The sequence below is a fragment of the Acidovorax bellezanensis genome (assembly GCF_025421555.1).
Classification (GTDB): Bacteria; Pseudomonadota; Gammaproteobacteria; order Burkholderiales; family Burkholderiaceae_C; genus Comamonas; species Comamonas bellezanensis.
In genome coordinates, this window is sequence record NZ_JAODYH010000003.1 from 363,846 (window position 1) to 381,398 (window position 17,553).

A 17,553-nucleotide genomic window follows, 5' to 3' on the forward strand; every position below is an offset into this window, starting at 1 on the left:
CGCGCTGGGCGCGCATCCGGCTAACTAACTAGGTTCTCAGCGCTTGCGCTCGGCAGAGCGGCGAATGGCTGCGTTGATTTCGGCAATCGAGCGCTCGATGGCCGCATCGCTGAGTTCGTCTTCGAACTCCGCCAGCGGGCCTGGCTGTATGGTCGACTGGAACATATCGTCTTCCAGCTCGTCGGTCGAAATGCCTTCGGGCGAGGCCTCGGGACCCGGCGTCTCCCATTCCAGCCCAATCGCAGTGACATTGTCGCTGCTGCTGCCCCCACGGCGCAGCGCCGTGTCCACCAGCCGTGGAACGGACAAGGATACTGGCTCACGCGCCAGCGCGCCCAGCAGCTCGGCATCGTCCAGACTGTCCCAGAGCCCGTCCGAGCACAGCAGCAGGCGATCGCCCTGGGCCAGCGGGTAGGGACCGGCCAGGTCATAGATGGGGCGCGAAGGCGATCCCAGGCAGGTGAACAGCAGATTGCGGTTGGTGCTGGCCTGCGGCGGATCCACGCGCTGGCCCATTTCGCTATAGGAGTGGTCGCGTGTGCGGGCCAGCAGTGCGCCCTGGCGCGCCAGGTACAGGCGTGAGTCGCCGCAGTGAATCCAGTGGACCTGGCCCTGCTGCAACAAGGCCACGACCAGCGTGGTGCGCGGCGTGTCGCGCATGCCGCGCTCACTGGCATAGCGCAGGATCTGGCGGTGGGCTTGCAGCAAGGCCTGGGCCAGAAAGACCTGGGGATCGGCGAGCAAGGGCGTGGCTTCGCGCTGAAACAGCGCCGAGACGGTGTGCAGCGCGATCTGCGCCGCCACTTCACCTTCGGCGTGCCCGCCCATGCCGTCGGCCAGCACCAGCAGGCAGGCGGCGCGCGTATAGCAATAACCCATGCGGTCTTCGTTCTTCTCGCGCCCGCCGCGGCGGCTGAGCTGGAATACCGAAAACTTCATGGCAATGGGCCCTTGCTGGTCTGGCCGCTGATTTTCTGCACGCTCTTGCGCGTGTCGCTGACCAGCGCGCCGATTTGCTGGCGCATTTTCTCGGCCACGCTGAGCCGGGTGTGGCGGCGCGCGACTTCGCGATTGAGCTCTTTTTGCAGCGCGAACACGGATTGCGGCCGCGACAGCGGATCGGTCGCCATGCACCACTCCACGACTTCGATCAGCTTGTCGGAGTACACGCCGCGCAGCTTGGACAGGGTCTGGCCCAGGCGGTCCTTCTCCAGGCGCTGGGGCGCGGCGTAGGGCGGAAAGCCCTGCATGCAGGCATACATGCAGGCGCCGATGGCGTAGATGTCCGTCCACGGCCCCATGGACTCGTCACGGCGGTACATCTCGGGCGCGGCAAAACCGGGCGTGTACATCGGCCGGATGAAACTGCCTTCCTTGGACAGCACTTCGCGCGCGGCACCGAAATCGATCAGCACGGCCTTGTCGTCGTCGGTGATGAAGATATTCGCCGGCTTGATGTCCAGGTGCAGCATCTTGTGCTGGTGCACGATGCGCAGGCCGCGCAGCACTTCGTCGAACAGCGAGCGAATGGTCGATTCGCGCAACACCTTGTCGGTCTTGATGCCCCGCGCCGTGAGAATGAAATCCTGCAGGTTGGCCCCCTCCAGGTAGTTCATGACCATGTAGACGGTCTCGTTCTCGCGAAAGAAGTTCAGCACGCTGACCACCGAAGGGTGGGACAGCTGGGCCAGCGCACGGCCCTCTTCGAAAAAGCTCTTGAGGCCCAGCCGGTACAGCGACAGCTTCTCGGGCAGGACCCGTGGCTGGAGCTCGCCCGGGTCGCGCAAGGCCAGCGAAGCCGGCAGGTATTCCTTGATCGCCACCTGCTGGCCCTCGCCGTCCAGCGCCAGGTAGACCACGCCAAAGCCGCCGGCAGACAAGCGGCGCAAAATGCGGTAGCCCCCTATCACGCTATCGGGAGGAAGGGGGGCAGGCTTGATCTTGGAAGACATTTTTTACGGGTAAACCTCGTGAATGGGGCGGAACCCGGATAATCAACGGATTGCAAGCAACCATCAAAAGTCCAATGTCAGTTTACAGCATGACCGGATACGCCAGCGCCCAGCACGGCGCGTCTGCCGAGGGTGCTGAGGCGCCCGTGGGCAACCGACGGCTAGGCCTGGAAATCCGCTCGGTGAACAGCCGCTTTCTCGACCTGTCGTTCCGACTGCCCGACGAATTGCGCGCCCACGAGCCCGCGCTGCGCGCCCTGCTCACCGCACGCCTCAAGCGCGGCAAGGTCGAAGTACGCGCCGCCATCGAATCCGAAGACAGCAACGCCCTGCCCCAGCCTTCGCCCCTGCTGCTGCAGCGCCTGGTCTCGGCCCAGGACACCATCCAGGCCTGGCTGCCCGACGCCCGGCCCCTGAGCGTTTCCGACGCACTGCGCCTGTGCAGCGCCAACGACGCCGACCGCAACATCGACTGGAGTGCCGTGCTGCCCGAGCTGGCCGCGCAAGCCCTGGACGAGCTGCTCAAGGCCCGGGCCCGTGAAGGCGAACGCCTGGCGACCATGCTGCACGACCGCCTGCAGCAGCTGCGCACCCTGGCCCAGACCGCCACTCCGCTGATTCCCCTGCTCGTCGAACAGCAACGCCAGCGTTTTGTCGAACGCTGGAAAGAAGCCATGGCGCTGGCCGAAGGTTCGGTCGCGCCCGAAGCCGCCCAGGACCGCGCGCTGACCGAAGCCACGGCCTTTGCGATTCGCATCGACGTGGCCGAGGAAGTCACGCGCATGGATTCGCACCTCGATGAAATCGAGCGCCTGCTGAAAAAAGGCGGCGAAATCGGCAAGCGCCTGGATTTCCTCATCCAGGAGCTGCACCGCGAGGCCAATACACTTGGCTCCAAGTCCGCCGCGCTGGAGCTCACCCGCATCAGCGTCGACATGAAGGTCCTGATCGAGCAGATGCGCGAGCAGGTGCAAAACATCGAATAAACCATCATTCACAGGGCGCGCAAGCGCCCTTTTTGCAAGACGCCCCTACCCGGGCGCACCAATTGGCTTATGCAACATCCCGGAAATCTCTTTGTCGTGGCCGCCCCCAGTGGGGCCGGCAAGTCCAGCCTGGTCAAGGCCTTGCGCGAGCTGGACGCCCATGTCTCCCCCTCGGTCTCGCACACTACGCGTGCGCCCCGCGGCCAGGAAAAGCACGGGCGCGAATACTTCTTTGCTTCCGAGCAGGAATTCGACGCCATGGTCGCCAACAACGCCTTCGTCGAATGGGCCAATGTCCATGGCAAGCGCTATGGCACTTCCAAGCGCGCGCTCGCCGATCGCCTGGCCGGCGGCGCCGATGTGCTGCTGGAAATCGACTACCAGGGCGCGTTGCAGGTCAAGCAGGCCTTCCCCGAAGCCGTGCTGATCTTCATCCTGCCGCCGAGCTGGGAAGAGCTGCGCGCACGCCTGGAAAACCGCGGCGAGGACAGCCCGGAAGTGATCGAGCTGCGGCTCAAGAACGCTTCCGAGGAAATGGCGCAGGTGGGAAAATTCGACTTCGTTATAATCAACGAATTGTTCGAGACTGCGCTTTTTGACCTGAAAGCGATCATTCACGCCCAGCGACTCAAGTATGCGGCCCAGCGAAGTGCGCGGGCCGATACTTTTGCGTCGCTCAATATCACCTGAAAGTATCCTGATGGCACGCATCACCGTTGAAGATTGCCTGGAGCAAATCCCCAACCGCTTCCAGCTCGTTCTGGCCGCGACTTACCGCGCCCGCATGCTGAGCCAAGGCCACACGCCCAAGATTGAAAGCAAGAACAAGCCAGCCGTCACCGCACTGCGCGAAATCGCAGCCGGCAAGGTCGGCCTGGAGATGCTCAAGAAGGTTCCGGGCTGACCTGACCACGCCAAAATGGCAAGACTGGCACCGCTTTGCGGTGCTTTTTTTTGTGCAATGCAAAACTCGAGTGCTTGCGCGCTACATTAAAGGTATGACAGCGGTCCAGCCCCAGCAACCAGCCCCCGACGCCTCTCTGCCAGCCGCCCCCTCGGTACCAGCGAGCCAAGTGAACGCAGCCGCCGTTTCAGCAGCGGCATTTGCGGCGCTGCTGGACAACCTGGGCTACCTGGACAGCGAGAGCATTGAACAGGTACGCCAAGCCTATCTGTTCGCCGACAAGGCCCACACGGGCCAGTGGCGCAGCAGCGGCGACCCTTACATCACCCATCCGATTGCCGTGACCTCGCTGTGCGCGTCATGGAAGCTGGATGCGCCCGCGCTGATGGCGGCGCTGATGCACGATGCCATGGAAGACTGCGGCGTCACCAAGGAAGACCTGGCCGAGCGCTTCGGCATGCCGGTGGCCGAGCTGGTCGACGGCCTGACCAAGCTGGACAAGCTGCAGTTCAATACCCGCGAAGAAAACCAGGCCGAATCGTTTCGCAAGATGCTGCTGGCCATGGCCCGCGATGTGCGCGTCATCCTCATCAAGCTGGCCGACCGCACGCACAATATGCGCACGCTGTCGGACATGCCGCGCAGCAAATGGGGCCGCATTGCCTCCGAGACGCTGGAAATCTATGCGCCCATCGCCCACCGCCTGGGCCTGAACCAGACCTACCGCGAACTGCAGGACCTGTCGTTTCGCCACCTGCACCCCTGGCGCTACGCCACCCTGGCCAAGGCGATTGCCAAGTCGCGCACGCGCCGGCGCGACCTGGTGCAGCGCGTGCAGACCGAAGTCGACGCCCAGTTCGCGCGCCAGGGCATCAAGGCCCGGCTCGCCGGCCGCGAAAGCACGCTGTATTCGCTCTACCAGCGAATGGAGAGAAACCACCAGAGCTTCGCCAAGGTGACGGACATCTACGGTTTCCGCGTCATCGTGCCCACGGTCACCGACTGCTACACGGCCCTGGGCGTGCTGCACCAGATGTACAAGCCCGTGCCGGGCAAGTTCAAGGACCACATCGCCATTCCCAAGAGCAATGGCTACCAGTCGCTGCACACCACGCTGGTCGGCCCTTCGGGCGTGAGCATAGAGTTCCAGATGCGCACCGAGGAAATGCACATCGTGGCCGAAGCTGGCGTGGCCGCGCACTGGCTCTACCAGGCGCAGCAGCGCCCCGGCGATGCCGAGAAGATGAGTACCCAGTGGCTGCAGTCGCTGCTCGACATCCAGAACGAAACGCGCGACGCCACCGAATTCTGGGACCATGTCAAGGTCGACCTGTTCCCCGACGCGGTCTATGTGTTCACGCCCAAGAGCGAAATCATGGCCATGCCGCGCGGCGCCACCGTCGTCGACTTTGCCTATGCCATCCACAGCAAGATCGGCAACCACACCACGGCCGCCAGAATCAACAACGAGGACGTGCCGCTGCGCACCGAGCTCAAGAGCGGCGATGTGATCGAAATCATCACCGCCGAAAACGCCACGCCCAATCCGGCTTGGCTGGGCTTTGTGAAGACCGCGCGCGCACGCTCCAAGATCCGCCACTACCTCAAGACTTCGGCGCAAAGCGAATCCGCGGATCTGGGGGAAAAGCTGCTGACACAGGCCCTGCGCTCCGAAGGCATAGAAAGCCTGCCGCCGCTGGACGAGGCCAACAAGGCGCTGTGGGACCGGCTGCTGCAGGACACAGGCAACCGCAGCCGCGGCGAACTGCTGACCGACATAGGCATGGGCCGGCGCATTGCCAGCCTGGTCGCGTCCCGCATCATGGTGCTGCTGGGCGACCACGGCCAGCGCCCCAACGCGCTGCTGCTGACCCAGGAGCGCTACACGGCGCACAACAATATTTCCCAGGGCACGGTCACGCTCGACGGCAGCGTCAATGCCTCGATACGCTACGCGCCCTGCTGCCGCCCCGTGCCCGGCGACCCCATCCTGGGCTACCTGGGCCGCGGTGAAGGCCTGATGGTGCACCACGCCCACTGCGCGGTCGTCAAACGCCTGCAGGACAGAGACCCGGACCGCTTCATTTCCGTCGAATGGGGTGAAGGCCTGACCCATTTGTTCGACAGCGGCATCGTGGTCACGGTCAAGAACGGCAAAGGCGTGCTGGCCCGCGTGGCGTCCGAACTATCGGACGCCGAAGTCGACATCCAGCGCCTGGAAATGGTCGACGAAGCACCCATTGGCACGACCGATCTGCGTTTCGTGGTGTCGGTCAAGGACCAGCAGCAGGTCGAAGCCGCACTGCGCAATCTGCGCCGCGCGCCGGCGGTGATCAAGGCGGCGCGGATCATGCCCTCGGCGGACTAGCACCCCCTGAGCCGCTGACGCGGCTCCCCCCTCTCATCCTTCGGTGGAGGGGGGCGGCAGCCTCGCTGCGCGGCGGCGCTTGCTCGCTGCCCCTTTGCTGGGGCGCGCCAGGTTCATGGGCTGCAGATCGTGCAAGCACCATGAGTAACACGGCTAGGACTGTGCGTCGGGGTAGCGCACTTCCAGCACGTCCAGCATGCGCACGCCGCCGGGCGTCTGCAATGCGACTTCATCGCCTACGCGGGACTTGAGCAAGGCCCTGGCTACCGGGGAGATCCAGCTGACTTCGCCCTGGGCGCTATTGGCTTCGTCTATGCCCATGATGGTCACCGTGCGCTGCGTGCCGTCGTCCTCGACATAGGTCACGGTGGCGCCAAAGAACACCTGGTCGCTGCCCGCATGCACGCGTGGATCGACCACTTCGGCGATTTCCAGGCGCTTGGTCAGAAAGCGGATGCGGCGGTCGATTTCACGCAGACGCTTCTTGCCGTAGAGGTAGTCGCCATTTTCCGAGCGGTCGCCGTTGCTCGCGGCCCAGTGGACGATTTCGACGATTTGCGGCCGCTCGGTGTCGATCAGCGCGAGCAGTTCGTCGCGCAGGCGCTGGTAGCCCTGGGGGGTGATGTAGTTCTTGCTGCCCGCGGGAATCGGCGGCAGCGCGCCCAGTTCGTCGTCATCGTCCCCGGCGTCTGATTCTTTGGTGAAAGCCTTGCTCATGCCCTGATCTTCACACCAAAGTGTGATGGCGCAAACGAAAAATCCCCAGAACCTTTCAGTTCTGAGGATTGTCGTTTTGGTGCGGCTGGCAGGAATCGAACCCACGACCCCTTGGTTCGTAGCCAAGTACTCTATCCAGCTGAGCTACAGCCGCTAAGCTATCGATTATAGCTAGGAAATTAACCCTTCAGGGTAAATACCAAACTTTTTGCACGCAACCGCGCTGCCGATCATTCCAGGGAACCGCTCAAGGCGTCGATCTGGCCTGTGAGCAGTCGCGAGGCGGCAAGCACCGCCGCGATGAACTGCTCCTGGTAGCGGTGTGCCGGACAGGTCAGCGTCAAGGCAGCCGCGATGCGGCCGTCCCGGCCGAAGACAGGCGCCGAGACCCCGGCCACTTCGGCCAGGCGATCGCCGACGGCCGCGTAAAAGCCATTGGCGCGGATGGAGGCATACAAGACCTTGTCAGGGCCCACGGCCTTGCCGGCGACCGGGTCATACGCGGTCAGAACACGCCCGCCCGTTCCGCGGTTCAAGGGCAACAAATCGCCCGCCTGGATGTGGTCGCGAATCGGATGCGGGGAGTCGACGCGGAAATAGCACAGTCGGCTGTCACCCCGGCGCACATGGAGTGCGGCGCTCTCCCCCGTCTCCTTGACCAGTTGCTTGAGCACGGGCATCACGACCCGCTCCAACGAATAGGAAGCTTGATAAATCAGGTGCAAGCGGCCGACTTCATGGCCCAAGGCATAGCGGCCGTCTTCCAGCCGCTCAACCATGTGGGCGTGCTCCAGCGACTCGAGCAATCGCAGGATGGTGCTTTTGTACAAGCCCGTGCGCTCCGCCAGCTGCGCCAGGCCCAGGGATTCATCACCCAGGCGGAATGCCTTCAATAAACCCAAGGCCCTGTCCACGGCAGCGACGCCGCCGTGATCGGACTCCGCCTCAGCGCTGGCTTTAGTGGCCATTCTTCAAATACCTGTCTGTGTGGGGTTGCGAAAGACGCCGCCGAGCCCGGTGGCGCGCAACGGGCCTGCTCAGCGTCCCTCAGTTTAGTCGCTTGACAGCAGACTCCGCCGTCTGCAATCATTCTATTAGATGAAACAACGTTCTGTCAGACAGAACTATAAACGAGGCACAGCATGAACACCAAGCCATTGGCACCAGAGATCCTGATCAGCGAAGTCGGCCCGCGCGATGGGCTGCAATCGGTCCCATCCATCATGTCCACCGCGGACAAATGCCGCTGGATCGATGCCCTGGTGGCCGCCGGGGTGCGCGAAATTGAAGTGGCGTCGTTCGTGCCGCGCTCCTTGCTGCCCCAGATGGGCGATGCGGCCGAAGTGGTGCAGCACGCCTTGCGCCACCCAGGCGTGACGGTGATGGCCCTGGTGCCCAACCGCCGCGGCGCCGAGAACGCGCTCAAGGCCGGCGTGCAGAAGCTGACCCTGCCGGTCTCGGCAAGCACCGCCCACAGCCTGGCCAACGTGCGCAAGACGCCGCTGGAAATGGTCGAAGAAGTGCGCGGTATCGCCCGGCTGCGGGACGAACTCGCGCCCCATGTGAAGCTCGAGGCCGGCATTTCCACGGCCTTCGGCTGCACCCTGCAAGGCCTGGTGCCGGAGGATGAAGTCATTGCGCTCGCCGTCCAGTGCATTGCGGCCGGGGCGGATGAGTCCGGTCTGTCCGATACCGTGGGCTATGCCAATCCCGCACAGACCCGGCGCCTCTTCAAGCGGCTGATCGCGGAGCTGGGCAGCCACGCGGGCGCGGCGCACATGCACAACACCCGCGGACTGGGCCTGGCCAACTGCCTGGCCGCCTTCGAGGAAGGCGTGCGCACTTTTGACAGCTCGCTGGGCGGCCTGGGCGGTTGCCCCTACGCGCCCGGCGCTTCGGGCAACGTCGTGACCGAAGACCTGGTGTTCATGTTCGAGGCCATGGGCGTTCGCACGGGCATCCACCTCGACTTGATCATGGCGGCGCGCGAGCCGCTGATGGCCGGCCTGCCCCACGAACCCATTTACGGCATGACGCCCCAAGCCGGCTTGCCCAAGGGTTTTGTCCAGGGGCAGTCACAGCATGCGGCGCTCAGCGCCTGAGCCCATGCAACACCTTCATGGAATGAACATGCCTGATTCCCCCAAAAGCACGCTGCCCTACGCAGGCATTCGCGTCATCGAATTCACCCACATGGTGATGGGCCCGACCTGCGGCATGCTGCTCGCCGATCTGGGCGCCGAAGTCATCAAGGTCGAGCCCGTGGGCGGCGACACCACGCGCCAGCTGCTGGGCTCGGGCAGCGGCTTTTTTCCGATGTTCAATCGGAACAAGAAAAGCATCGTGCTGGACCTCAAGACGCCCGAAGGCATAGCGGCTGCCAGAAAGCTCATTGCCAGCGCCGACATCGTCAGCGAGAACTTCAAATCCGGCGTCATGAAAAAGCTGGGCCTGGACTACGCATCACTCAAGGCCAGCCACCCCCGGCTGATCTATGTGAGCCACAAAGGCTTTCTGCCCGGCCCCTATGACAACCGCCCGGCCCTGGATGAAGTGGTGCAGATGATGGGCGGCCTGGCCTATATGACCGGCCGCGCCGGCGACCCCTTGCGCGCCGGCACCAGCGTCAACGACATCATGGGCGGCATGTTCGGCGCCATCGGAGCCATGGCGGCCCTGGCCAGGCGCGAACAGACGGGGGAAGGCTCGGAAGTCCAGGCTTCGCTGTTCGAGAACAACGTTTTTCTGGTCGGCCAGCACATGCTGCAGTCGGCCGTCACCGGACGCAGCGTCAACCCCATGCCCGCGCGCGTGTCCGCCTGGGCCATCTACGACGTCTTCACGGTCAGGGACAACGCGCAGATCTTCCTGGCCGTGGTGAGCGACAAGCAATGGGCCATCTTCTGCCAGGCGTTCGATCTCACGCATCTGGCATCGGACCCGCGCCTGGTCACGAACAACGACCGCGTCACGGCCCGCAGCTGGCTGATGCCCATCCTGCGCGAATTCCTGGCCGACTACCCCGCGCAGGAACTGGCCCGGATCTTCGAGGCCGCAGGCTTGCCCTTCGCCCCGATCACCAAGCCCGAAGAGCTTTTCAACGATCCGCACCTGCTCCAGACCGGCGGCCTGGCCCCCATTCGCCTGGGCGATGGCAAGGAATCGCTGGTCCCTCTCTTGCCGTTCACGCTGGATGGCTCGCGCCTGGGACTGCGCATGCAGCCGCCCCTGGCCGGCGAGCACTCCAGCGAGCTGCTGCGCGAGGCGGGCTACAGCGACGCCGAGATCGCGGACCTCATCAGTAAATCAATAACGCAAGGAGCATGACATGACCACCCTCACCCGCAGAACCCTCATCGCCGCCAGCCTGGCCGCCATGGCCCTGCCTTCGTTCGCCAACACGGCCGCCTATCCCGGCGGCAGGCCCATCAAGCTGATCGTTCCCTACACCCCTGGCGGCGGGACCGACGCCGTGGCCCGTTTCATCGGCAGCAAGATTGCCAACGAAACCCAATGGAGCATGGTCATAGAGAACCGCCCCGGCGCGGGCGGCAACATCGGCATGGATTCCGTGGCCAAGTCCAAGCCCGACGGCTTGCTCATCGGCCTGGGACAGACGGCCAACCTGGCCATCAACCCCGCGCTGATGCCCAAGATGCCCTTTGATGCCCGCAAGGACTTCATTCCCGTGGTGCTGGTGGCCTCGCTGCCCATGGTCATGGTGGTGCGCCATGATTCGCCGTTCAAGACGCTGGCCGACGTGATCGCGGCCGCGAAGTCCAGGCCTGGCGACCTCAAGCAGGCCTTGGCGGGCACGGGCACGGTCGGCCATCTGGCCGGAGAGCTGCTGGCCCATCAGGCGCAGTTCAAGGTCCTCAACGTCCCCTACAAGGGCGCCGCGCCAGCCCTCACCGACCTGCTGGGCGGCAGCACGGATTTCATGCTGTCGACGCCCCAGTCCATCATCGAGATGATCAAGGGCAAGCGCCTGCGGGCGCTGGCCGTGACGTCCAAGGAGCGGCTGTCCATCCTGCCCGAGACGCCTACCGTGGCCGAATCCGGCTTCCCGGGCTTTGAAGCCGTGGACTGGAAAGTCATCGTGGCGCCGGCCAACACGCCGGCCGCCATCGTCAACGGGCTCAACAAGGCCACGCTCAGCGTGCTGGGCAAGAAGGAAACCAGCGATCTGCTGGCACAGGAAGGCAGCAAGGCCCTGGGCGGCTCGCCCGCCGAGGCCCAAGCCTACATCCGGGCCGAGCAGAGCAAATGGGCCAAGCTGATCGCCGACGCGAAGATCAGTATCGAGTAAGGCAGGACCCGTGGGTGATGCGCTGGACGGGCGCATCGCCGGCCGCCGGGCCGGCGCATACGAGCGGAAACGAAAAAACCCCAGAACATTGCTGTTCTGGGGTTTGACGTTTGGTGCGGCTGGCAGGAATCGAACCCACGACCCCTTGGTTCGTAGCCAAGTACTCTATCCAGCTGAGCTACAGCCGCTTTGGAGGAAAGCGGTGGAAAACCACCGCAAACCGGAACCCTTTTTTGCAGCAATCACTCGGAAGTGCTTGTGCTCAAGAATTCGATAGCGCGAATCATAACAGTGAAATTTGACCGGCAAATCAAGTTGGTCATTATTTCGCTGCGCCAGGCGTTCACACCACCTTCTTGCCGCGCAAGGCCTGCAGGGCGGCCGCATCGAGGCCCAGGTAATCGCCCAGCACTTCGTCGGTATGCTGGCCCAGGGCCGGCGGGGCGTGGCGCAGCGTGGTCGGGGTGTCCGACAGGCGCAGCGGGCTGGCCGTGGTGACCACGCGGTTGATGGTCTGCCCCGCGGGCGGCTGGGCACCGGGATAGCGCTCCTGCTCCACCCGCAGACCGCGGGCCAGCACCTGCGGGTCGTCGAAAGCCTGGCCGATGTGATTGATCGGCCCGCAAGGCACGGCCTTGTCCTCCAGCAGCGCCACCCAGGCCGCCGTGGTGCGGCTGCGCGTGAGCTCGGCCATCATCGGGACCAGTACTTCGCGATGGATGACGCGCCCGGCATTGGCCGCAAAGCGCTCGTCGCGCGCCCAGTCCACACCGACCGCCTCGCAAAAACGCGCGAACTGCCCGTCGTTGCCAATGGCCAGCAGCACGCTGCCATCCTGCGTGGGAAAGTCCTGGTAGGGCACGACGCTGGGGTGGGTGTTGCCCTGGCGGCCGGGCACATGGCCGGTGTTCAGATAGCCCGTGCCCTGGTTGCCCAGCACGGCCATGGCCACGTCCAGCAGCGCCATATCTATGTGCTGGCCGCGGCCGGTGCTGTGGCGGGCCTCGACCGCGGCGAGGATGGCCGTGGTGGCATACATGCCGGTGAACAGGTCGATCACGGCCACGCCCACGCGCATGGGGCCGCCGCCGGGTTCGCTGTCGGCGCGGCCCGTGATGCTCATCATCCCGCTCATGGCCTGCACCAGCAGGTCGTAGCCGGCGCGCGGCGCGTATGGACCTGTCTGGCCAAAGCCCGTGACCGAGCAGTAGATCAGGCGCGGGTTGAGCGCGCTGAGGCTGGCGTAGTCCAGGCCGTAGCGCTTGAGACCGCCGGTCTTGAAGTTCTCCACCACCACATCGCTTTGCATGGCCAGCTCGCGGATCAGTTGCTGGCCTTCTGGCGTGGCCATGTCCACGGTGACCGAACGCTTGTTGCGGTTGCAGGCGGCAAAGTAGCAGGCGTTCGCCGTGGGCTCGCCTTCGGCGTCGGGAAAGAAGGGAGGACCCCAGTGGCGCGTGTCGTCGCCTTCGCCAGGTTTCTCGATCTTGATGACGTCGGCCCCCAGGTCAGCCAGGTTCTGGGTACACCAGGGTCCGGCCAGCACGCGCGAGAGGTCGAGCACGCGCAGGTGGCCGAGCGCGCCCGGGCGGGTGGCGGGGGAGGAGGACGCGAGCGGGGCGGCTGCGGGAGAGACGGAATCAGGTGCTAGGGCGCTCATGTGGATGGTCCGATGTCAGGGAAAAGCCGCAGCGGGCTGTGCCCGAACATCCTAAGACCAGCCTTGCGGGCACGGCTTCGCATTTGTGGAAGGCTGCATTCGCGACGCTTCATGGCGCTGGCAAAAAAGGCAGGGAAAAAACGGATGACACGTCCTAAAATGCCTGCCATGACTATGCACTTTGATCTTGTGGATCTGCGCCTGATGGTGCACATCGCCGATGCCAACAGCATGACACGCGGCGCGGAGTTTTCCTTCATTTCCCTGCCCGCGGCCAGCACGCGCATCAAGAATCTGGAGGAGAGCATAGGCACCAAGCTGCTGTACCGCACCAGCCAGGGCGTCACGCTGACGCCGCCGGGCCAGGCCTTCGTGACCCATGCGCGCATGGTGCAAAGTCAGATCGAGCACCTGCGCGGTGACATGCAGGAATATGTGCTGGGCGTCAAAGGCCATGTGCGGGTGTTTGCCAACACCACCTCTCTGGGCGAGTTCCTGCCGCCCGTGCTGCGCCACTACCTGCGCCGCAATCCGGACGTGAACATCGACCTGCGCGAACGCCCATCGCATGACATCGTGCGCGCCGTCACCGAAGGCCAGACCGACATCGGCATCGTCGCCGGCCTGGTGCGCACCGAGAACCTGGAGACCCTGCCCTACCGCCGCGACCGGCTGGTGCTGGTCGTGCCGCGCGGCCACCCGCTGGACGGCCAGATGCAGATCGACTTCGCCGACACCCTGGATCTGGACTATGTCGGCCTGCAGGAATCCACCGCCATCCACGCGTTCCTGCGCCATGCCAGCGACCAGTTGCACCGTCCCATCAAGCAGCGCATCCAGGTCGGCAATTTCGAGACCGCCTGCCGCATGATCGAGTCCGGCGTGGGCGTGGGCGTGCTGCCCGAATCCGCGGCCAGCCGCCATGCGCAATCCATGGAGATCGCCCTCGTGCCGTTGTCGGATGCCTGGTCGGTGCGCGAGATGAAGATCTGCGTGCGCAGCCTGGAAGCCCTGCCCTCGTTCGCGCAGGAACTGGTGGAGCTGCTGGTGGCCGACGCCCAGGGACGGCTGAAGTTCGATTGAGGGGGCTGGCTAGTTTTCCATAACGCACAGCCTAAAAACTGGCATACCCCAGCAAGGGGACACCAAGCAAGGGCCGCCCCGCAGCGACGGTGTCGTCCCCCTCGGGGGAAGCCGCGGCAGCGGCTCAGGGGGGACTGTTCAACGTCGTGGGTGCCAGCCAGTACTTGAACGTGCCGTGGGCCGTGGCCACCAGGCGACCGTCTTCGTCGGTCAGTTGTGCCGCGCAACTGCACAGGCTGCGGCTGGCGTGCACCACCCAGCCTTCGGCCAGCAGCACGCCGCGGCCGGGGCGGTGAAAGCGGCTGCTCATCTCCACCGTCACGGCTGTCTGCGAGGGCGCGTCGGGCAGTTCGCTCGCGGCACGCGACATCACCGAATCGAGCAGCGTCATCAGCACGCCGCCATGCGCGGCGGGCAGCTGGTTGAGCAGCTCCTCGCGCATGTGCGGCAGGCGGATATGCACTTTGCCGGCCGGTGCGGGCACCTGGGCCGCACCGATGAGGCGCATGAAGGAGCTGCGGTCGGGCAGGCCTTCGGTGCCCGGCTGGCGGGCCTCCAACGTAGCGCTCATGCGTTGCGGGCCTCACGGATCATGTTGCGCGCAATGATGATCTGCTGGATCTGCGTCGTGCCTTCGTACAGGCGGAACAGGCGCACGTCGCGGTAGAAGCGCTCGATGCCGAACTCCGACAGATAGCCCGAGCCGCCCAGAATCTGCACCGCGCGGTCGGCCACGCGGCCCACCATTTCGGTGGCGAACATCTTGCAGCACGAAGCTTCGGTCGAGACGTTCTGGCCCGCGTCGCGACGGCGCGCGGCGTCGATGACCATGCACTCGGCCGCATACAGTTCGGCCTGGCTGTCGGCCAGCATGGCCTGCACCAGCTGGAACTCGCAGATGGGCTGGCCGAACTGCTTGCGGTCCAGCGCATAGGCCAGCGCGTCGCGCAGAATGCGCTGGGCCACGCCCACGCTGACGGCGGCGATGTGGATGCGGCCCTTGTCCAGCACCTTCATGGCCGTCTTGAAGCCCTGGCCTTCCTTCAGACCGATCAGGTTGGCCGCGGGCACGCGCACGTTGTCGAAGAACACGTCGCAGGTATGGGCCCCCTTCTGGCCCATCTTGACGTCGTTCTTGCCGAAGCTGATGCCGGGGCTCTTGGCGTCGACGATGAAGGCCGAAACGCCGCCCGCGCCCTTGTTGGCCGCGTCGGTGCGGGCCATCAGCGTGAACATGCCGGCATGGGGCGCATTGGTGATGAAGCGCTTGTTGCCATTGACCACGTAGTGGTCGCCGTCCTTGGTGGCGGTGGTGCGCAGCGAGGCCGCGTCCGAGCCGGCCTCGGGCTCGGTCAGCGCGAACGAGGCCATGATCTCGCCCGTCGCCAGCTTGGGCAGCCAGGCCGCCTGCTGCTCGGGCGTGCCGTCCATCAGAATGCCTTGCGAGCCGATGCCCACCGTCGTGCCTATCACCGAGCGGAAGGCCGGCGAAGTCTGGCACAGCTCGAACAGCACGCGCACTTCCTCTTCCATCGTCAGCTCGAGGCCGCCGAAATGTTCGGGAATGGTCATGCCGAACAGGCCCAGATCGCGCATCTCCTGCACGATGGCTTCGGGAATCTCGTCGGTCTCGGCCACTTCGTTCTCGGCCGGCACCAGGCGCTCGCGCACAAAGCGGCGCACGCTGTCGAGCAGGGCTTCCAGGGTTTCTTGATCGCGGATCATGGTCTCAATCTTTCTTGTTTTTTACAGCGCTTCGGCCGTTCCCAGGATGGCAGTGGACTGGCTCGACAGCGTGCCGCCGTTGCCATGGACCACGGCCGTGCGGTGGCGTCCCAGCTGGCGCTGGCCGGCCTGGCCGCGCAGCTGGCGCACGGCTTCGATCAGCGCGAAGATGCCGTACATGCCCGGGTGTACGCAGGACAGGCCGCCGCCATTGGTGTTGACGGCCAGACGGCCGCCGGGAGCGATGCCGCCGCCCTGCACAAAAGCGCCGGCCTCGCCCTTGGCGCAAAAGCCCAGGTCTTCCAGGAACAGCAAGGTGTTGATGGTGAAGGCATCGTAGAGCTGGGCCATGTCCATGTCGGCTGCTGTCAGGCCGGCCATCGCAAAGGCCTGGGCGCCGGACTGCGCCGCCGACGTCGTTGTCAGGTCGGGCATGCAGGAGATCTGACGGTTCCAGATGGCCGTGGCATTGCCCAGCACGTAGACCGGAGGCTGGGACAGGTCCTTGGCGCGATCGGAGCGCACCAGCACGATGGCGCCGCCGCCGTCCGTCACCAGGCAGCAGTCACGCACGCCCAGCGGGCTGGCGATGGGGCGCGCCGACAGCACGTCCGCAATGCTCAGCGGATCGCGCATGAAAGCTTCGGGGTTGAGCTGGGCCCAGGCACGCGCGGCCACGGCGACTTCGGCCAGTTGCTCGCGCGTGGTGCCGAATTCATGCATGTGGCGCGCGGCCGCCAGCGCATAGGCGGTGACGGGCAGCACGGGCTCGAAGGGAAACTCGTAAGGCTGGGGGTCGAGGAAGCGGCGCGCGGCCTGGCCTTCCTTGCGCCCGAACGTGGCCGAGCGCTGGGCGCTGCCGTAGCACACGAGCACGGCCTTGCACTGGCCGGCTTCGAGGGCGCGGATCGCGGGCAGCAAATGGGCAATGAAGCTGCTGCCGCCAATCATCGTGCCGTCCACATAGGTCGGGTTGATGCCCAGGTGCTCGATCACCGGCATGGTCCACATGCTGGCGTTGACGCTGCAGGTGGCCAGGCCGTCGATGTCCTGCATGGTCAGGCCGGCATCGGCCACAGCGGCGTGCGCGGCGCGCACCAGCAACGTCATGTCGTCCATGCCGGGCGCCTCGCCGCAGCCATAGGTGGCGGCGCCGACGATGGCCGCGCGTCCGCGCAGCGGGCGATTCACGGCAGCGGCATCGAATGCCGAGCGGGGGATGTTCGATCGGGCGTTCATGCTGCAGCTCCTTGTTCCTGCGCAGGCTGGAACAACACCAGGCCGCGTCCTTCCTTCTGGACCACTTGGGCCTGCACGCGCAGGCCGATATGCACCGCTTCGGGGGCCAGGCCCTCGACGCGGCTCATCATGCGCACGCCTTCATCCAGGTCGATCAGCGCCACGTTGTAGTTGCCGCCGGCGTCCTGCTTGCGCGAGATGGTGCTGGTGGAATAGACGGTCCCCAGACCGCTGGCGCGCACCCAGCGCAGCGGGCTGGCGCCGCAATGCGGGCACAGCTCGCGCGGGGTGAAGACATGCCGTTGGCACTGCGGACATTGCTGCAGGCAAAAGCGGCCGGCATCGAGTTCGGCCTGGTAGTGGGTCTGTACGCTCATGTGCATGGACAGGGCTTTCGTGGTCTGGTTCTTGGCGAGGCGCCCGGCAAACGATGCCAGACGCAGCGGCGTACCGCCAGCATGCCTGCATCTCGGCGCGGCTTCAATTCGCCAATCTGGAAGGCGGACTTCACGCGGGCGGTGGAGCGCAATCAGCAAGGGTTTTTCCCGCTTGAGAGCGCTGAAAGCGCACCTTTCGCATTCACAAAGCACGCCATCGGGTGACGTGACCA

The 17,553-nt window shown here is 65.1% G+C and carries 17 protein-coding genes and 2 tRNA genes; 8 read left to right on the forward strand and 11 right to left on the reverse strand.

The genetic code is table 11. The annotated features are described in order from the left end of the window. Positions 1-36: 36 nt before the first annotated feature. Together N0K08_RS05210 and N0K08_RS05215 are read right to left on the reverse strand one after the other, a co-directional pair. Positions 37-939 carry a PP2C family protein-serine/threonine phosphatase gene (locus tag N0K08_RS05210; protein WP_261499002.1) on the reverse strand — a complete coding sequence of 301 codons (903 nt, stop codon included), beginning with the start codon at positions 937-939 and terminating at the stop codon, positions 37-39. Then, positions 936-1,952: a serine/threonine protein kinase gene (locus N0K08_RS05215; RefSeq protein WP_261499003.1), complete on the reverse strand. Its 1,017-nt coding sequence runs from the start codon at positions 1,950-1,952 to the stop codon at positions 936-938. Before N0K08_RS05215 ends, N0K08_RS05210 begins: the two co-directional genes overlap by 4 nt. Positions 1,953-2,041: 89 nt before the next feature. Between N0K08_RS05215 and N0K08_RS05220 the strand changes: the two genes are divergently transcribed. The 4 genes from N0K08_RS05220 to N0K08_RS05235 all read left to right on the forward strand — a co-directional run bounded on the left by N0K08_RS05220 (position 2,042) and on the right by N0K08_RS05235 (position 6,210). Continuing rightward, entirely contained in the window at positions 2,042-2,938 is an 897-nt protein-coding gene (locus tag N0K08_RS05220; RefSeq protein ID WP_315967986.1) for a YicC/YloC family endoribonuclease, read from the forward strand. Positions 2,939-3,007: 69 nt separating this feature from the next. Further along, on the forward strand, positions 3,008-3,628 hold the full coding sequence (gene gmk / locus N0K08_RS05225; protein ID WP_261499005.1) for a guanylate kinase: 621 nt from the start codon (positions 3,008-3,010) through the stop codon (positions 3,626-3,628). 10 nt (positions 3,629-3,638) lie between these two features. Next, positions 3,639-3,842 (forward strand): DNA-directed RNA polymerase subunit omega, encoded by a 204-nt coding sequence (rpoZ, locus tag N0K08_RS05230; protein WP_261499006.1) that lies wholly within the window; start codon positions 3,639-3,641, stop codon positions 3,840-3,842. 94 nt (positions 3,843-3,936) lie between these two features. Beyond that, complete coding sequence (locus N0K08_RS05235; protein ID WP_261499007.1) at positions 3,937-6,210, forward strand: RelA/SpoT family protein; 2,274 nt, start codon at positions 3,937-3,939, stop codon at positions 6,208-6,210. A 153-nt stretch (positions 6,211-6,363) separates the two neighbouring features. Here the strand turns inward: N0K08_RS05235 and greB are convergent, their stop codons facing one another. From greB to N0K08_RS05250, 3 genes are all read right to left on the reverse strand, one after another. Further along, on the reverse strand, positions 6,364-6,927 hold the full coding sequence (greB, locus tag N0K08_RS05240) for a transcription elongation factor GreB (RefSeq protein ID WP_261499008.1): 564 nt from the start codon (positions 6,925-6,927) through the stop codon (positions 6,364-6,366). A gap of 77 nt (positions 6,928-7,004) precedes the next feature. Further along, positions 7,005-7,081 (reverse strand) — tRNA-Arg (locus N0K08_RS05245). Between the two features lie 76 nt (positions 7,082-7,157). Further along, entirely contained in the window at positions 7,158-7,895 is a 738-nt protein-coding gene (locus tag N0K08_RS05250) for an IclR family transcriptional regulator (protein WP_261499009.1), read from the reverse strand. 174 nt (positions 7,896-8,069) lie between these two features. Between N0K08_RS05250 and N0K08_RS05255 the strand changes: the two genes are divergently transcribed. Genes N0K08_RS05255 through N0K08_RS05265 form a run of 3 tightly spaced genes read left to right on the forward strand, consistent with a single transcriptional unit; the run spans position 8,070 to position 11,236 of the window. After that, positions 8,070-9,029, forward strand: a complete 960-nt coding sequence (locus tag N0K08_RS05255; protein WP_261499010.1) for a hydroxymethylglutaryl-CoA lyase — start codon at positions 8,070-8,072, stop codon at positions 9,027-9,029. Positions 9,030-9,057: 28 nt separating this feature from the next. Further along, positions 9,058-10,254 carry a CaiB/BaiF CoA transferase family protein gene (locus N0K08_RS05260; protein WP_261499011.1) on the forward strand — a complete coding sequence of 399 codons (1,197 nt, stop codon included), beginning with the start codon at positions 9,058-9,060 and terminating at the stop codon, positions 10,252-10,254. Position 10,255: 1 nt separating this feature from the next. Next, on the forward strand, positions 10,256-11,236 hold the full coding sequence (locus N0K08_RS05265; RefSeq protein WP_261499012.1) for a Bug family tripartite tricarboxylate transporter substrate binding protein: 981 nt from the start codon (positions 10,256-10,258) through the stop codon (positions 11,234-11,236). 111 nt (positions 11,237-11,347) lie between these two features. Here the strand turns inward: N0K08_RS05265 and N0K08_RS05270 are convergent. Together N0K08_RS05270 and N0K08_RS05275 are read right to left on the reverse strand one after the other, a co-directional pair. Then, positions 11,348-11,424: transfer RNA gene (locus tag N0K08_RS05270), tRNA-Arg, on the reverse strand. Positions 11,425-11,579: 155 nt separating this feature from the next. Continuing rightward, on the reverse strand, positions 11,580-12,896 hold the full coding sequence (locus N0K08_RS05275; RefSeq protein WP_261499014.1) for a CaiB/BaiF CoA transferase family protein: 1,317 nt from the start codon (positions 12,894-12,896) through the stop codon (positions 11,580-11,582). 168 nt (positions 12,897-13,064) lie between these two features. On the opposite strand from N0K08_RS05275, the gene N0K08_RS05280 reads away from it, so the two are divergent. Continuing rightward, positions 13,065-13,979: a LysR family transcriptional regulator gene (locus N0K08_RS05280; RefSeq protein WP_261499015.1), complete on the forward strand. Its 915-nt coding sequence runs from the start codon at positions 13,065-13,067 to the stop codon at positions 13,977-13,979. Between the two features lie 124 nt (positions 13,980-14,103). Here the strand turns inward: N0K08_RS05280 and N0K08_RS05285 are convergent, their stop codons facing one another. Genes N0K08_RS05285 through N0K08_RS05300 form a run of 4 tightly spaced genes read right to left on the reverse strand, consistent with a single transcriptional unit; the run spans position 14,104 to position 17,326 of the window. Continuing rightward, positions 14,104-14,550 (reverse strand): PaaI family thioesterase, encoded by a 447-nt coding sequence (locus N0K08_RS05285; RefSeq protein ID WP_261499016.1) that lies wholly within the window; start codon positions 14,548-14,550, stop codon positions 14,104-14,106. Beyond that, complete coding sequence (locus N0K08_RS05290) at positions 14,547-15,704, reverse strand: acyl-CoA dehydrogenase family protein (RefSeq protein ID WP_261499017.1); 1,158 nt, start codon at positions 15,702-15,704, stop codon at positions 14,547-14,549. The genes N0K08_RS05285 and N0K08_RS05290 overlap by 4 nt, the downstream gene beginning before the upstream one ends. A 21-nt stretch (positions 15,705-15,725) precedes the next feature. Next, on the reverse strand, positions 15,726-16,943 hold the full coding sequence (locus N0K08_RS05295; protein ID WP_261499018.1) for a thiolase: 1,218 nt from the start codon (positions 16,941-16,943) through the stop codon (positions 15,726-15,728). Next, positions 16,940-17,326: a Zn-ribbon domain-containing OB-fold protein gene (locus N0K08_RS05300; RefSeq protein WP_261499019.1), complete on the reverse strand. Its 387-nt coding sequence runs from the start codon at positions 17,324-17,326 to the stop codon at positions 16,940-16,942. The genes N0K08_RS05295 and N0K08_RS05300 overlap by 4 nt, the downstream gene beginning before the upstream one ends. Between the last annotated feature and the right edge of the window lie 227 nt (positions 17,327-17,553).

Excerpts from the sequence above, each read along its gene's own strand:
- N0K08_RS05210 (WP_261499002.1), bottom strand. The coding sequence starts at position 939 with ATGAAGTTTTCGGTATTCCAGCTCAGCCGCCGCGGCGGGCGCGAGAAG.
- N0K08_RS05215 (WP_261499003.1), bottom strand. The coding sequence starts at position 1,952 with ATGTCTTCCAAGATCAAGCCTGCCCCCCTTCCTCCCGATAGCGTGATA.
- N0K08_RS05220 (WP_315967986.1), top strand. The coding sequence starts at position 2,042 with ATGACCGGATACGCCAGCGCCCAGCACGGCGCGTCTGCCGAGGGTGCT.
- gmk (WP_261499005.1), top strand. The coding sequence starts at position 3,008 with ATGCAACATCCCGGAAATCTCTTTGTCGTGGCCGCCCCCAGTGGGGCC.
- rpoZ (WP_261499006.1), top strand. The coding sequence starts at position 3,639 with ATGGCACGCATCACCGTTGAAGATTGCCTGGAGCAAATCCCCAACCGC.
- N0K08_RS05235 (WP_261499007.1), top strand. The coding sequence starts at position 3,937 with ATGACAGCGGTCCAGCCCCAGCAACCAGCCCCCGACGCCTCTCTGCCA.
- greB (WP_261499008.1), bottom strand. The coding sequence starts at position 6,927 with ATGAGCAAGGCTTTCACCAAAGAATCAGACGCCGGGGACGATGACGAC.
- N0K08_RS05250 (WP_261499009.1), bottom strand. The coding sequence starts at position 7,895 with ATGGCCACTAAAGCCAGCGCTGAGGCGGAGTCCGATCACGGCGGCGTC.
- N0K08_RS05255 (WP_261499010.1), top strand. The coding sequence starts at position 8,070 with ATGAACACCAAGCCATTGGCACCAGAGATCCTGATCAGCGAAGTCGGC.
- N0K08_RS05260 (WP_261499011.1), top strand. The coding sequence starts at position 9,058 with ATGCCTGATTCCCCCAAAAGCACGCTGCCCTACGCAGGCATTCGCGTC.
- N0K08_RS05265 (WP_261499012.1), top strand. The coding sequence starts at position 10,256 with ATGACCACCCTCACCCGCAGAACCCTCATCGCCGCCAGCCTGGCCGCC.
- N0K08_RS05275 (WP_261499014.1), bottom strand. The coding sequence starts at position 12,896 with ATGAGCGCCCTAGCACCTGATTCCGTCTCTCCCGCAGCCGCCCCGCTC.
- N0K08_RS05280 (WP_261499015.1), top strand. The coding sequence starts at position 13,065 with ATGACTATGCACTTTGATCTTGTGGATCTGCGCCTGATGGTGCACATC.
- N0K08_RS05285 (WP_261499016.1), bottom strand. The coding sequence starts at position 14,550 with ATGAGCGCTACGTTGGAGGCCCGCCAGCCGGGCACCGAAGGCCTGCCC.
- N0K08_RS05290 (WP_261499017.1), bottom strand. The coding sequence starts at position 15,704 with ATGATCCGCGATCAAGAAACCCTGGAAGCCCTGCTCGACAGCGTGCGC.
- N0K08_RS05295 (WP_261499018.1), bottom strand. The coding sequence starts at position 16,943 with ATGAACGCCCGATCGAACATCCCCCGCTCGGCATTCGATGCCGCTGCC.
- N0K08_RS05300 (WP_261499019.1), bottom strand. The coding sequence starts at position 17,326 with ATGCACATGAGCGTACAGACCCACTACCAGGCCGAACTCGATGCCGGC.